Below are 13,424 nucleotides of genomic sequence, written 5' to 3'. Positions count from 1 at the left end.
GGCATGAAATTATATTGAATATGCTTAGCTTTTTGATTTAACTAAGCGACAGTCATGTAAGATCAGTTTACTATAAAGATTATATAGCACTAAGACAAATGTTTAAGGAGAATTTTAATGTCCGAAGGTAAACAAATTAAGCGGAGTGTGTTCTTTATTTCCGATGGAACCGCAATTACAGCCGAAACCTTGGGACACTCTCTTTTAGCGCAGTTTCCAAATGTAGACTTTGATATTCACATTCATCCTTATATTACGTCTGAAGAAGCGGCAATGAATGTGGTGACTGAGATTAATGCGCGTGCACAGCAAGATGGTCAACTGCCTTTGGTTTTTGACACGCTAGTAGATCAATATGTGCGTGACATTATTAACACTGCAAAAGCGATTAACCTAGATGTGTTCGAAGGCTTAATTAGCAAGCTTTCAGAGGAATTGGGTACACCACCAACCACCTTGGTTGGACAAACTCACGCAGTGACAGATTCTGAGTCATATAAGGCACGTATTGATGCGGTGCATTTTGCTTTGGACAATGATGATGGCGCACGTACCCGTCACTATGACAAAGCTGATCTGATTCTCATTGGCGTATCCCGTTCTGGTAAAACCCCAACCTCGATTTATTTGTCATTACAGTTTGGTATACGTGTGGCCAACTATCCACTGACCGAAGAAGATCTGGATGATAACCGTTTGCCAGCTGTGCTGCGTCCACACAAACATAAATTATTCGGGTTGATGATTGATGCCGAGCGTCTGGTGGCAATTCGTACCGAACGTAAAGCCAATAGCCGTTATGCCAGCTTTAACCAGTGCCAGATGGAATTACGTGCCATTGAAGGCATTTATATTTCTGAAGGTATTAAATACCTGAATGTGTCTGAAATGTCGATTGAAGAAATTTCGACCCGTGTCCTGCAAATGACCGGTCTAAAACGTCGTATTGGTTAAGTAATTGTTGTTAAAGCTGGAATACTGCAGGCTGCAGTATTCCAGTGGATATTAGACTGAAAATAAATTAAAAAACTAAAAAAACGGTCTAAAATCCTGTTTCATCCATTGCTCTCATCGGCTTGAAAATTAATAACACTTTTCTCTTAATTTACCGCTCTTTTAATTTACTTGTACCTGTATTTACTTTTCCGGATTACGGTGAGTCGTAATAATCACATCGACCTTATATTCACTGCCATCAATGGTATAAATACTGTGTTCTGCAATTCGGGCAATGGGCCAGGTAATTAACTGACAGTTGTCACGTTGCAGCGCAGCATAATAACTGTCCGATTTAAAATAGGCGTGCTGGGTATCGGCAATATTCGGGGTCAGCTGACGTTTTAGCCAGGTATCTACCACCTGCGCATCTAAAAAGCGCAAGGCCAGAATATTCTTGACCCGGTTGTTAAACAGCCGGCGGTTTTTAAATACCAGTGGATGGCTGATTAAACGATGGATACCGCGTTCGGTACTCGGTAATACAAAATGCGGTTCAATCTGAAAGACTTTAACCTGACTGGCGACCTGGGCAATTTTGTCCAGCTGCGAGACACTGTCCTGATTGGCACCAATAATCGCCACGCTGCGTTGACTGAAGTCATGCTGTTTGCTGTCTTTGGCACTGATGCAAAGCCCCTGAAAGGCATGAAAGTCTGCTGCACAATTTTCAAAAACGCTTTTGCCGGTATCCTGCTGTTTAACGACCATGAGGGCATCCTTTCATTCTTGGTTTTATCAGTTTAGATGTTTTACTCTATTTTTAGTCAGCTCTTGCTGGAAGGTAAAGCGCTTTAACTATCTGGCCAGTCATTTCGGTCACGGTGACGAAAATATCAGTGCAGGATGGGGCGAGAATAGATTCACCGTCACAATAAAAAAAGCCTGTAAATCCACACGGTTTACAGGCTCCATTACAGCTCGATGAAACTTATTTGAGCTGCATCAGGTAGTCAAAGTTTTGCAGACGTTTTTCAGTGTCATAGACATCACAGGTAAAGATAAACTCATCGACCTCATAACGGCTCAACAACTGTTCTAAGCCGGCTTTAACAGTCGAAGGTGAGCCAATTTGACCCATGGCATAGAAGTTATCCACCGACATTTTTTCAGCCGGTGACCATAAACCGTCCATGCTGGCGACTGGCGCTTTCAGTTTCAGGCTCTGACCACGCATTAAACCTAAAACCCGCTGATAGGCACTGGTGGCCAAAAACTGCGCTTCTTCATCGGTGGCCGCCACGACCGTTGGCACGCCCATTGAGACATAAGGCCGATCTAGATATTCAGACGGCTGGAAGTTATCCCGATACAGCTGAATGGCCTGACCGAGCATCCGCGGCGCAAAGTGTGAGGCAAACGAGTAGGGCAGACCCAATCGAGCTGCCAGCTGGGCACTAAACAGGCTGGAACCGAGTAACCAGACCGGAACATGGGTGCCTTGTCCCGGCGTCGCTACAATGCGTTGCTGCGGTTCAGGTTCTTTGAAATAGTGCAGAATTTCCAGCACATCTTGCGGGAACTGGTCTTCAGTTTCCTGACGGCCACGGCGCAAGGCACGCATGGTGGTCTGATCAGTGCCGGGCGCACGACCAAGACCCAGCTCAATCCGGTCCGGATAGAGTGTAGCCAGTGTACCGAACTGTTCTGCCACCACTAAAGGGGCGTGATTGGGCAACATAATCCCGCCAGAGCCGACTTTTAAAGTCTGGGTGTTGGCCAGAATGTAGCCGAGCAGCACCGCTGTGGCTGAGCTGGCAATGCCGTCCATATTATGATGTTCAGCCAGCCAGAAGCGGGCATAGCCCAGTTTTTCTGCCCGTTGCGCCAGCTCTAGCGCATGATGCAGGGAAAATTGAATGGTTTTATCGTCACGAACCGGTGCCAGTTCCAGAATGGAAAATTGTGTGTCTTTTAAACTGCGCATTGGCGTTCTCTATTCACATATCTATGGCTCACAGCATACGTTGTGTCCCGATGTTTGTATATCGTTTTTTTTCGATATAAGGTTTCATCGTGTAAAACAACACAAGCACCCGAAGGTGCTTGTGATAGGTTCAGATTTTGAACTTTGAAATTAACGGCGTTTCCCGTTTTTATAATGACCCAGATGCAGGCCATTATCACTGCGGTAACGGTCATTATAACGATAGTCGTTGTAACGGTAGCCACGGCTGTCGTAGCGACGATCATAACGGTCATCATAACGGCGATCTTCGCTGACTTTGGTGCCTAATACTGCACCGGCACCACCACCTAAGGCTGCGCCAATATAACCACCATTGCTGCCGGCCATGTTTTTACCGACACTATAACCACCAGCGCTACCTAAAGCGGCACCAATGGCTGCACCATTGCGGTCACGTTTATCGGCAGAGACTGCTGCACCACCGGCACCACCCAAGGCAGAACCAATTAACGCACCGGTTGAGCCGCCCATTTGCTGGCCAATGGCTGCACCGACCACACCACCTAAAGCGGAACCTACTGCGACACGGGTGTTGTTGTCGGCGTGTGCTGTACCCATCATAAGCGCTGAGCTGGCCAGTACTGTACTCAATAAAATTTTGTTGATCTTCATGGTTACACTCCAAAGAGCACATTCAATTTGTCTTGACTTTAATGTAGAAAAACTTTGAGAAAAGATCGTGGAGGGCACAGGTGTCAAAATGCTAATTTTGGTCAACGCTGTGTAATTTTTCTGTCGAATCTCTTCATAATTGCCTCCTCATCCATCTACTGAAAAAATGAAATCCCAGGCGTAAAAAAAGCATCCTGAAGATGCTTTTTTACAAGGGGAGAATTAACGACGACGTTTTTTCTTCCATTTACGTTCCTGGTAACGGTCGTATTCTTTATCTTTGGAAATCTTGTTACCCAGCGCTGCACCACCGGCTGCACCGAGCGCTGCACCAATATAACCACCATTCGTACCGCCCATGTTCTGACCCACGGTATAACCCGCACCGCCACCTAAGGCACCGCCAATGGCAGATTCAGTACGATGGCGTTTGTTACTGGCTACAGCTGCGCCACCTGCACCACCTAAAGCCGCACCAATGGTTGCACCCGTGGTACCGCCCATGTTTTTACCTAAGGCTGTACCTGCGACACTACCTAAGGCACTGGCTGCAGCTACACGGGTCGCATTGTCAGCATGTGCATTCACCGTCATGAAAGAAGTGGCAGCAAGCGTTGCACTTAATAAAACAGCATTGAGTTTCATATTCACTCCATGTCCAAGAGCGGACTTTTTAATGTCATTTGATGGCAGTAAATGTAACAAAAGGATTCCCTGCAAATATGGAGAGGCACCTTCATAATTCAGTGCTTTGGTTTCGGCTTTGTATAAGTTGTATTAAAACTGTCGATTTTATCGGCAGCCCAGACTTTAAATTGAAAGAGGCAGGATGCATCTCTTGCACGCTGTAGCGTATTTGCCGGATTTGGCCATCAACCACGCAGTTTCTGCTACGAATAAAGATGTTATTTGCTGGCCAGAATCGTTAAACTATGGCAATTTTTTGATTTCGCTGGCCTTATTGAATTAGGGCGACAGCCTGTATATTGAGATAATTTGCACAATGAAAGAATCGTTACGTTTACGATTAGATCAACTTTCTGACCGTCACGAAGAATTAACAGCACTCTTGGCCGATGCTGAAGTCATTTCCGATAACAAACGCTTTCGCCAGCTGTCGCGCGAACACAATGACCTGAGCGAAATTACCGAAGTCTGGGGCAAATATACCCAGGCCGAAGCCGATATTGAAACGGCTGAAGCAATGCTGTCCGATCCTGACTTTAAAGAGATGGCGCAGGAAGAGATCAAGGAAAACAAGGCACTGATTGAACAGCTGGAAGCGGATTTAAACATCCTGATGATTCCTAAAGATCCGAATGATGCCAACTCGGCCTATCTGGAAATTCGTGCCGGCACCGGTGGTGATGAAGCAGCAATTTTCTCCGGCGATTTATTCCGCATGTACAGCAAATATGCCGAATCTCAAGGCTGGCGTATTGAAGTGCTGTCAGAAAACGAAGGCGAACACGGCGGCTATAAAGAAGTGATTTGTCTGGTTAATGGTGACGGGGTCTATGGCCGCCTGAAATTTGAAAGTGGCGCACATCGTGTCCAGCGTGTTCCGGCAACTGAATCGCAAGGCCGTGTACATACGTCCGCCTGTACCGTGGCTATTTTGCCTGAAATTGATGTCGATACCACGGTGGATATTAACCCGGCAGATTTACGTATTGATACCTACCGCGCGTCGGGTGCCGGTGGTCAGCACGTCAACAAAACTGACTCTGCGGTGCGTATTACCCATATTCCAACCGGAACGGTAGTGGAATGTCAGGAAGAACGTTCGCAGCACAAGAACAAAGCCAAAGCCATGGCCTTATTGGCCTCACGTCTGGAAAATGCCAAACGTGCTGCAGCAGATGCTGCCACTTCGGAAATGCGTCGTGACTTGGTCGGTTCCGGTGACCGTTCCGAGCGTATTCGCACCTATAACTATCCGCAAGGGCGGATGACCGATCATCGTATTAACTTAACTTTATATAAGTTAGATGCAGTGATGGAAGGTGATTTAACCGAATTGCTGGACAGCCTGCACCGTGAATATCAGGCCGATCAGCTGGCTTTACTTGCCCAGCAAAATGGTGGCTAATGAAAATTGCCGATGCACTGGCCATTCGTGGCGTAGCAGACAGCTACGAACGTCAGGAAAATCTCTGGCTACTGGAGCATATTCTAGGTTTATCTGCCTTGGCGCTGAAATATCAGGCCAATCGTGAGCTAAGCCCAGAACAGGAACAGCAATATCTTGCGGGTATTGCCCGGATTGAAGCAGGTGAACCCTTGGCCTATGTCACCGGTTCACAGCCATTCTGGACACTGAATTTAAAAGTCACACCAGATACCCTGGTGCCAAGACCAGATACCGAAGTACTGGTAGAAAGCTGTTTGCAACTGGATTTACCGGTACAAGCGGCGATTATCGACTTGGGTACCGGCACCGGTGCGATTGCCTTGGCCTTGGCATCGGAACGTCCGGATTGGCAGGTGACTGCAACCGATATTTATCCGCCGACTCTGGCGGTTGCCAAAGAAAATGCGCAGACGCATAACTTGGAGCGGGTAGAGTTTAAGCTGGGCGCCTGGTTTGCTGCTTTAGGCGTTCCTGCCGAGCCGAGGTTTGATCTGATTGTGTCGAATCCACCGTATATTGCGGCTGATGATGTACATATGAAAGATTTGGCCACCGAACCTGAACGGGCCTTAGTGGCGGCCAAGCAGGGCTTATCTGATCTTGAGATTATTATTCAGCAAGGCAAGCACTGGTTAAAACCGCAAGGCTGGATTGCTGTAGAGCATGGTTATGATCAGGCAGTAGCTGTGCAAAATATCTTTAACGATGCCGGTTTTGTTGCGGTACGCACCATTCTGGATTATGGCGGTAATGATCGGGTGACTATCGGCCAACTCGGCGATTAAGTCAGGTTGCCTTTAATCGCCTGAATGGCCGGAGGTAATTCTTCACCCAAGGCACTCAGCATTTCCCGTTCGATTAGCCGGACCATGGCACTCAGTGGCAGGTCATTGTCTTGCAGGCCAAACGGTTCTTCCAGCTGTTCGCTTAAGGCATCCAAGCCCAAAAACAGATAGGCAATCAATCCCACCAGAATGGGGGTCCAGATACCTAAATTCGCCTCTAAACTAAAAGGCAGAATAAAGCAGAAACAGTACACGGTGCGGTGTAGCAATACCGAATACGAAAAAGGTAACGGCGTGGTCAGAATCCGGTCACAACCGGCCTGAATATCCCCTAAGCTGATAATGTGCTTGTTCAGGCCGTGATAGACAATATCTGACAGTTCGCCGCTGTGCAGGGCCTTGACCAGATCTTTCTGAATCTGTTCCAGAATAAACTGGGCGGCATTAATATGCCCAAACAGCGCCTGATAATCGGCCGGGCTTAAATTGACCTTGTTATGATAAAAATCAATCGGCTCATTCTGGGTGCGCAGCCGGTTTTTCAGTAAATTGCTAAACAGCATTACCCGATACATCAGCACCTGACGTTCGGCGGGCGGCAACACATAGGAATCACGGGCAAGATGGCGTGAGGTGGCAATCAGCTGCCCCCATAATTTGCGGCCTTCCCACCAGCGTTCATAACTGGCAGTATTTCTGAAACTGAGGAAAATCGACAGGATAACCCCGAAAATGGTAAAGCCAATCGCGGGCACGGCCGGCGCCTGTACATAATGATGCGAGGACAGATAGACCAGCACGGTGGAAATGAACACCACCATCATTAAGGCCGGCATGACCTTGGGCAAGATGGTGCCTGACCATGCAAAAAGTAATACGAAACTGTTGCTTTTATCCCGAATAATCATAGTGCTTCTGCGCGGATGCTCAGCCGTAGTGTTCCATAGCCGGACAAGGCAATGCAAGCCGTATACGTTGGGATGATTCAGTATAATCCAGTCAAAAAAAGTGACGCCGTAGCGTCACTTGAATAAGGCGTTGGGTAACTGCTCAAGATTTACATTGGATAATCTTGCAGACAGTCAGATACTTCCACTTGAGCCAGGCTATCGGTTTCTAAAGCCAGACACAGCGCTACAATTTTTGCCGTTTCGCTCAGGTTTTCATCTTTAAGTGCTAAGCCTGCTTGTAAGGCGTGCAGATCTTCCTGAGGAATATCTAAGGCTTGTGCCGCTTCTAGCGCATCTTCACGATCAAAAAATGCCGCCATCGCATTACGTAACTGATCTTCAGAGGTGTTGAGAATGCCTTGATTCAGCAATTCATCAAGTTGCTCTGAAGGAGTAGAAAGTGCGTGATTAAAATTTTGAACCAGATTTTGTGCAAGCACATCAATCATCTTAAGCATGGGAACCTCTAAAGATGGAGTACAACAAGGAGGAGGAGGGATTACAGCCAAAATTGCATAGAATCTATGCGATAAATTGAGTGAAAATTAATCTATTTTGGTGTGATTGGCAATGCTGTTACGATGAATGACCGGTTCAAATACTGCACTTGAAATGCCAAGTGCTTCATATTGCAACTTATATTTAAAAGTTCTGAGTTAAAAATATCAGCATAAATAACGGCTAGCTTTGATTCTGCCGGTAGGCCCCCGGATTTAAGCCAGTCCACTTTTTAAAGGCTCGGTGAAAGGCACTTGGATCATGAAAATTCAGCCGTTCACTAATATCTTGTAGCGATAGCTCGGTTTTCGAGAGCAGTTCAATCGCGGTATCGCGGCGGATTTCATTTTTCAGTAGCTGATAGCTGGTACCTTCCTGTTTTAAACGGCGCTGAAAAGTGGCGCCTGACATATTCAGTTGTCGGGTCAGTTCATGCAGTTCCAGCCATTCACTTGGCGGACGCTGCATCAGTTGTTTGCGAATCATCGTGCTTAACGCATGCGGATTTTTAAAACGCACCAGCAGGTTATACGGGGTTTGCTGTAAAAAGCGTTTCCAGCTGCGCTCATCCTGCTTGATTTTTAGACCCAAAGCCTGCGCATCAAAATAGATTCGGTTGTCGGGTTGTTCATAGCGAATGTTTTCACAAAAGCGCACCCGATAATCTGCATCATCGCTTGGAGCCGGGCATTTTAGTTCGATTTTTTGAATGGCAATGCGCTGTCCACTGAGCCAGCAGATTAGGCTATGCACCAGCATTAAATAAGTCGCATAACTGAACATGGCTTTGGGCTGCGCCCGATCATGAAGGGTCAGCACAGCAGCATCTTTGTTGAGCTGCAGTTCCCCGCGCAGATCATCCAGAATCAGGTTGAAAAACTTTAGAATCTCTTTCAGTGCGGTTTCAATGGTATCGGCAGAGTAGACCCATTTGGACAATAAACGATAACTGCCACGGCGCAGCGGATGGCTGTCCATACCAAAAAACTCATCATTCATGGCATCGGCCAGGGCAATCCACAGCTGCCCATATTGCAGCACCGACACCCGCGCTTTGGCCGAATGCATCAGCTCCAGCGGAATACCGGCCCGGGTCAGAATGGAGTGAATTTCCACCCCTTGCTGCTGGGCGGCTTGCAGTGCTTCATGCACCAGTGCAATAGAAATGGTGCCTTTACTATAATGCAAATGGGATGGCGTCATCGCGTGTCTATTCAATTTAAAATTATGTTAAAAATGCTATTGTTCAAAGGCATCATGCAGGATGCTGTATTTGGAAATTGTACTCAAGCTGGAGTCTGATTACTCTGCATCTTAAGTCGAGTATGTGTCATTGATAACAAAACTATTTGGGAAAATAAAATGAAGATTCAAGGAAAAGTATGTGTGGTTACCGGTGGTGCATCTGGTTTGGGCGCTGCTACTGCACAGTATCTGGTGGAGCAGGGGGCCAATGTCATTCTGGTCGATATGAATCAGGAGCTGGGTACGCAAATGGCACAGCAATTGGGTGAAAAAGCCCAGTTTAAGGCGCTGGATGTGACCGATGAAGCCGCGGTAGAGCAATTCTTTGCCGAGATTGAGCAGCACTATGGCCAGTTAAATGGTCTGGTCAACTGTGCCGGCATCGCACCTTCAGCCAAAGTGCTGGGCAAAGAAGGCTTACATAGCTTAAGCATGTTCCAGAAAGTGCTGGACATTAATGTCAGTGGCAGCTTTAACATGATTCGTTTTGCTGCGCAGCTGATGGCCAAATATCAACTGCAAGCTGGTGAAGAAGAGCGCGGTGTAATTGTCAATACCGCTTCAGTGGCGGCGTATGAAGGACAGATTGGTCAGGCGGCTTATTCTGCGTCCAAAGGTGCGATTGTGGCGATGACCTTGCCGCTAGCGCGTGAACTGGCCCGTGAATCAATCCGCGTGATGACCATTGCACCGGGGATTATGGAAACACCAATGCTGAAAGCCTTTCCACAGCATGTGCAGGATGCTTTGGGGCAGATGGTGCCATATCCACCGCGTCTGGCTAAGCCACATGAATTTGCCCAGTTGGTAGGACAGATTTTTGAAAATGGCTATTTGAATGGTGAGGTGATTCGTCTGGATGGTGCGATCCGGATGCAGCCTAAATAAGTACAATGCTTAAAAAAGCAGCCCTTTGCTGGGTTAAATAAATAGCCTAAGTAAATAAAAATAAGATAAACCCATCTGGTCTGGTTGTCGTGCTGATGCTGCAGCTAGACCATCCCCCAAGTTTTTAGATCAGCCAGCGTACTTCAGCCGAATCCAACGTAATGAGAACGAGAAAGCAATGATTTTAAATGAACAACAAAAAATGGTTCAGGACATGATGCGTAGCTATGCGCAGGAGAAATTGAAACCGACCGCAGCCGAACGCGATAAAACCGCACAGTTTCCGGCACAGGAACTGAAAGAGCTGGGCGCTTTAGGTGCACTGGGTATGACTGTATCGGAACAGTGGGGTGGTGCCAGTCTGGATTATATCTCGCTGGTGCTGGCTTTAGAGGAAATTGCCGCAGGAGATGGTGCGATTTCGACGATTGTGAGTGTGCAAAACTCTTTACCGTGCGGCATCATTCAGCGTTATGGCACTGAAGCGCAAAAACAGCATTATCTGACCAAACTGGCGACCGGTGAATGGTTAGGCTGTTTTTGCCTGACCGAACCGCAAGTCGGTTCCGATGCTAGTGCCATCGAATGCAAGGCTGAACGTGATGGTGACAGTTGGATATTAAATGGCACCAAGCAGTTTATTACCACCGGTAAACATGCGCAGCTGGCTTTGGTCTTTGCTGTGACCGATAAATCTGCTGGCAAAAAAGGCATTTCCTGCTTTTTGGTCCCGACCGATAACCCGGGATATATCGTGTCGCGTTTAGAAGACAAAATGGGGCAGCATTGTTCCGATACGGCGACTATTGTGCTGGATCAATGCCGTATTCCAGCTGATCATCTGCTCGGTCAGGAAGGCGAAGGCTATAAAATTGCTTTGTCCAATCTGGAGTCAGGCCGGATCGGGATTGCTGCCCAATCGGTGGGGATGGCGCGTGCTGCTTTAGATGCCGCCGTGGAATATGCCAATGAACGTAAAGCCTTTGGGGTTGAGATCGTGCAACATCAGGCAGTGGCTTTTCGTCTGGCCGATATGGCCACGCAAATTGAAGCGGCGCGTCAGTTGATTTTGCATGCAGCCAGCTTAAAAGATGCCGGTTTACCGTGTTTAAAAGAGGCTTCGATGGCCAAACTGTTTGCTTCAACCATGGCAGAGCGCGTCTGCTCCGATGCCATCCAGATTCATGGCGGTTATGGTTATGTGTCCGACTTCCCGGTAGAACGGATTTACCGCGATGTTCGGGTTAGCCAGATTTATGAAGGTGCTTCGGATATTCAGCGTTTGGTAATCGCCCGGGCTGTGACCCAGCCTTAAACCGGCATTGATACAGCAATATGTCCAAACACGGCATCACGATTGAGGCCAATGGAAATTGCAGTGGTGCCCTCCTTATGCTGAACTGAAGCATAAGATGTTATTCATCATCTAACCCATCTCCCATGTGAAGACCACTTTGCATGGGCACAACCTAAAAATAGCAGTATAAGAAATAACCCTGCAGTCGGATGGACTGCAGACCATCAGCCCGATGGCATGAAAACAACAAGGAACACGTCCTGCAATACGGATGTTTTTGCAGATCAATCGCCCCGAAGGATAAGAGGTTGCCCCCATGAAAACGTTGCAAGACGCCTATCAAGATTTTAATTTGGAACAACTGATTGCTACCCAGTTACAGGGAACGGCACAGGCGCTGAATGCCTATACCGAATGCTGTGGTCGATATTCTGGACAGCAGCACACCGCTTTGATCTGGGAAGGTAAGCAGGGTGAATCAGCCCGTTGGAGCTTTGATCAGCTGGCTGAGGCTTCGGGCAAGCTGGCCAATTATTTTCAGGCCATGGGTTTAAAAGCAGGCGACTGTATTGCCGGTCTGCTGCCACGTACTCCGGAATTACTGATTACCGTATTGGCCACCTGGCGGATGGGCGCGGTCTATCAGCCGCTATTTACGGCCTTTGAATCGAAAGCGATTGAACACCGGCTGGAGGCTGCCAATACCCGCTTTATTGTGACCCATACCGAGCAGCGCGCCAAACTGAGTTCGTTGCAGCAGATTGGTATATTAACCGTCGGTGCCGAAGCCGCTGGAACAAGTGATGCCGATTTCTGGCAGCAGCTGAATCAGCATTCTGCCAGTTTTGAGCCGGTACTGCGCAGCTTTGATGATGACTTCCTGATGATGTTTACTTCGGGTACTACGGGTCTGGCAAAATCGGTACCGGTGCCTTTAAAAGCCTTGCTGGCCTTTAAAGGTTATATGCAGCATGCGGTGGATTTACGTGCTGAAGATTCGTTCTGGAATCTGGCCGATCCGGGCTGGGCTTATGGGCTGTATTATGGCATTACCGGGCCGCTCAGTCTGGGGCATAGTATTATCATGGATGAACGACCATTTAGTGTCGATCATGCACTGGAAGTCATTCAAAAATATCAGGTCAGCAATTTGGCCGGTTCGCCAACAGCCTTTCGTATGTTCTTTGGCTTTAAAGAAAAATTTGCCGGTGTACCTAAAACCTTGCGCGTGGTCAGCAGTGCCGGTGAGCCACTAACCCCAGAAGTTATTCACTGGTTTAAACAGGATCTCGAGGTCAATGTTTACGATCAGTACGGACAAACTGAACTGGGCATGGTGATTGCCAATCATCATGCGCTGGAACATCACAAAAAAGTGGGCTCGGCCGGTTATGCTATTCCGGGACATCGTTTTGCGGTATTAAATGCACAGCATCAGGAAGTTGCCGCGGGTGAAATTGGCACGCTGGCGCTGGATGAATCACAATCTCCATTAATGTGGTTTAAAGGCTATGCCGGACATAACCGTAAATCCTTTGTGGGCCAGTACTATTTAACCGGTGATACGGTGCGTTTAAATGAGCTGGGCGGAATTGATTTTATTGGGCGTGCAGACGATGTCATTACAACTTCGGGCTATCGGGTCGGACCGTTTGATGTCGAAAGCACCTTGCTGGAATGCGAGGAAGTGCTGGAATCAGCCGTGGTGGGTAAACCGGACCCGGCGCGTACTGAAATCGTTAAAGCCTTTGTGGTGCTAAAAGCACAATTTGCTGCAAGTCCGGCACTGGAACAAAAACTACAGCATTATGTGCGTTCACGTTTATCCAAACATGCTTATCCGAAAGAGATTGAATTTGTCGAGGCTTTACCCAAAACCTCCAGCGGCAAGATTCAACGCAATATCCTTAAGCAGCAGGAAATTGATAAACAGATACTGTTGGAAAAAGTCAGTTAAGAGGAGATAGAAGACAATTAAAATTATTTAATTTATGTAATTTGTATGTCATTACATTTGGTTTCTTGATATTGATTTTTATCAGTTTTATTT

General features: G+C 47.4%; 13 protein-coding genes. 6 read left to right on the top strand and 7 right to left on the bottom strand.

Going from position 1 to position 13,424, the window contains the following annotated elements; genetic code table 11:
* Positions 1-117: 117 nt before the first annotated feature.
* Positions 118-954 (top strand): posphoenolpyruvate synthetase regulatory kinase/phosphorylase PpsR, encoded by an 837-nt coding sequence (gene ppsR / locus ACPEPR_RS05800; RefSeq protein ID WP_104488923.1) that lies wholly within the window; start codon positions 118-120, stop codon positions 952-954.
* A gap of 183 nt (positions 955-1,137) precedes the next feature.
* Here the strand turns inward: ppsR and ACPEPR_RS05795 are convergent, their stop codons facing one another.
* The 4 genes from ACPEPR_RS05795 to ACPEPR_RS05780 form a co-directional block, all read right to left on the bottom strand.
* Positions 1,138-1,707: a hypothetical protein gene (locus tag ACPEPR_RS05795; RefSeq protein WP_005178717.1), complete on the bottom strand. Its 570-nt coding sequence runs from the start codon at positions 1,705-1,707 to the stop codon at positions 1,138-1,140.
* A 220-nt stretch (positions 1,708-1,927) separates the two neighbouring features.
* The gene (locus tag ACPEPR_RS05790; protein WP_005178716.1) at positions 1,928-2,923 is read right to left on the bottom strand and encodes an LLM class flavin-dependent oxidoreductase; all 996 of its coding nucleotides are present in this window, start codon (positions 2,921-2,923) and stop codon (positions 1,928-1,930) included.
* A 150-nt stretch (positions 2,924-3,073) separates the two neighbouring features.
* Positions 3,074-3,577: a glycine zipper domain-containing protein gene (locus ACPEPR_RS05785; protein ID WP_005178715.1), complete on the bottom strand. Its 504-nt coding sequence runs from the start codon at positions 3,575-3,577 to the stop codon at positions 3,074-3,076.
* A 222-nt stretch (positions 3,578-3,799) separates the two neighbouring features.
* Complete coding sequence (locus ACPEPR_RS05780; RefSeq protein ID WP_005178713.1) at positions 3,800-4,222, bottom strand: glycine zipper domain-containing protein; 423 nt, start codon at positions 4,220-4,222, stop codon at positions 3,800-3,802.
* A gap of 358 nt (positions 4,223-4,580) precedes the next feature.
* On the opposite strand from ACPEPR_RS05780, the gene prfA reads away from it, so the two are divergent.
* Positions 4,581-5,669, top strand: coding sequence for a peptide chain release factor 1 (gene prfA, locus ACPEPR_RS05775; RefSeq protein WP_005178710.1), 1,089 nt, complete (start codon positions 4,581-4,583; stop codon positions 5,667-5,669).
* Positions 5,669-6,496, top strand: a complete 828-nt coding sequence (gene prmC / locus ACPEPR_RS05770) for a peptide chain release factor N(5)-glutamine methyltransferase (RefSeq protein WP_423562063.1) — start codon at positions 5,669-5,671, stop codon at positions 6,494-6,496. The genes prfA and prmC overlap by 1 nt, the downstream gene beginning before the upstream one ends.
* Here the strand turns inward: prmC and ACPEPR_RS05765 are convergent.
* The 3 genes from ACPEPR_RS05765 to ACPEPR_RS05755 all read right to left on the bottom strand — a co-directional run bounded on the left by ACPEPR_RS05765 (position 6,493) and on the right by ACPEPR_RS05755 (position 9,147).
* Positions 6,493-7,404, bottom strand: coding sequence for a bestrophin family protein (locus tag ACPEPR_RS05765; RefSeq protein WP_423562061.1), 912 nt, complete (start codon positions 7,402-7,404; stop codon positions 6,493-6,495). The two genes, prmC and ACPEPR_RS05765, sit on opposite strands and share 4 nt — an antisense overlap.
* A 149-nt stretch (positions 7,405-7,553) precedes the next feature.
* Positions 7,554-7,904, bottom strand: coding sequence for a hypothetical protein (locus ACPEPR_RS05760; protein ID WP_005178707.1), 351 nt, complete (start codon positions 7,902-7,904; stop codon positions 7,554-7,556).
* A 223-nt stretch (positions 7,905-8,127) separates the two neighbouring features.
* On the bottom strand, positions 8,128-9,147 hold the full coding sequence (locus ACPEPR_RS05755) for an AraC family transcriptional regulator (protein ID WP_104491604.1): 1,020 nt from the start codon (positions 9,145-9,147) through the stop codon (positions 8,128-8,130).
* Between the two features lie 159 nt (positions 9,148-9,306).
* Between ACPEPR_RS05755 and ACPEPR_RS05750 the strand changes: the two genes are divergently transcribed.
* From ACPEPR_RS05750 to ACPEPR_RS05740, 3 genes are all read left to right on the top strand, one after another.
* Entirely contained in the window at positions 9,307-10,077 is a 771-nt protein-coding gene (locus ACPEPR_RS05750; RefSeq protein WP_005178702.1) for a 3-hydroxyacyl-CoA dehydrogenase, read from the top strand.
* Between the two features lie 178 nt (positions 10,078-10,255).
* On the top strand, positions 10,256-11,392 hold the full coding sequence (locus ACPEPR_RS05745; protein WP_423562057.1) for an acyl-CoA dehydrogenase family protein: 1,137 nt from the start codon (positions 10,256-10,258) through the stop codon (positions 11,390-11,392).
* A 298-nt stretch (positions 11,393-11,690) separates the two neighbouring features.
* Entirely contained in the window at positions 11,691-13,331 is a 1,641-nt protein-coding gene (locus ACPEPR_RS05740) for an AMP-binding protein (RefSeq protein ID WP_104488921.1), read from the top strand.
* The last annotated feature ends 93 nt before the right edge of the window (positions 13,332-13,424 follow it).

This window comes from Acinetobacter sp. AND/436, from assembly GCF_049546925.1.
GTDB lineage: Bacteria > Pseudomonadota > Gammaproteobacteria > Pseudomonadales > Moraxellaceae > Acinetobacter > Acinetobacter indicus.
This window is presented reverse-complemented; position numbering and strand designations above follow the sequence as displayed.

Coding starts and splice junctions, on each gene's coding strand:
- ppsR (WP_104488923.1), top strand. CDS start 118: ATGTCCGAAGGTAAACAAATTAAGCGGAGTGTGTTCTTTATTTCCGAT.
- ACPEPR_RS05795 (WP_005178717.1), bottom strand. CDS start 1,707: ATGGTCGTTAAACAGCAGGATACCGGCAAAAGCGTTTTTGAAAATTGT.
- ACPEPR_RS05790 (WP_005178716.1), bottom strand. CDS start 2,923: ATGCGCAGTTTAAAAGACACACAATTTTCCATTCTGGAACTGGCACCG.
- ACPEPR_RS05785 (WP_005178715.1), bottom strand. CDS start 3,577: ATGAAGATCAACAAAATTTTATTGAGTACAGTACTGGCCAGCTCAGCG.
- ACPEPR_RS05780 (WP_005178713.1), bottom strand. CDS start 4,222: ATGAAACTCAATGCTGTTTTATTAAGTGCAACGCTTGCTGCCACTTCT.
- prfA (WP_005178710.1), top strand. CDS start 4,581: ATGAAAGAATCGTTACGTTTACGATTAGATCAACTTTCTGACCGTCAC.
- prmC (WP_423562063.1), top strand. CDS start 5,669: ATGAAAATTGCCGATGCACTGGCCATTCGTGGCGTAGCAGACAGCTAC.
- ACPEPR_RS05765 (WP_423562061.1), bottom strand. CDS start 7,404: ATGATTATTCGGGATAAAAGCAACAGTTTCGTATTACTTTTTGCATGG.
- ACPEPR_RS05760 (WP_005178707.1), bottom strand. CDS start 7,904: ATGCTTAAGATGATTGATGTGCTTGCACAAAATCTGGTTCAAAATTTT.
- ACPEPR_RS05755 (WP_104491604.1), bottom strand. CDS start 9,147: ATGACGCCATCCCATTTGCATTATAGTAAAGGCACCATTTCTATTGCA.
- ACPEPR_RS05750 (WP_005178702.1), top strand. CDS start 9,307: ATGAAGATTCAAGGAAAAGTATGTGTGGTTACCGGTGGTGCATCTGGT.
- ACPEPR_RS05745 (WP_423562057.1), top strand. CDS start 10,256: ATGATTTTAAATGAACAACAAAAAATGGTTCAGGACATGATGCGTAGC.
- ACPEPR_RS05740 (WP_104488921.1), top strand. CDS start 11,691: ATGAAAACGTTGCAAGACGCCTATCAAGATTTTAATTTGGAACAACTG.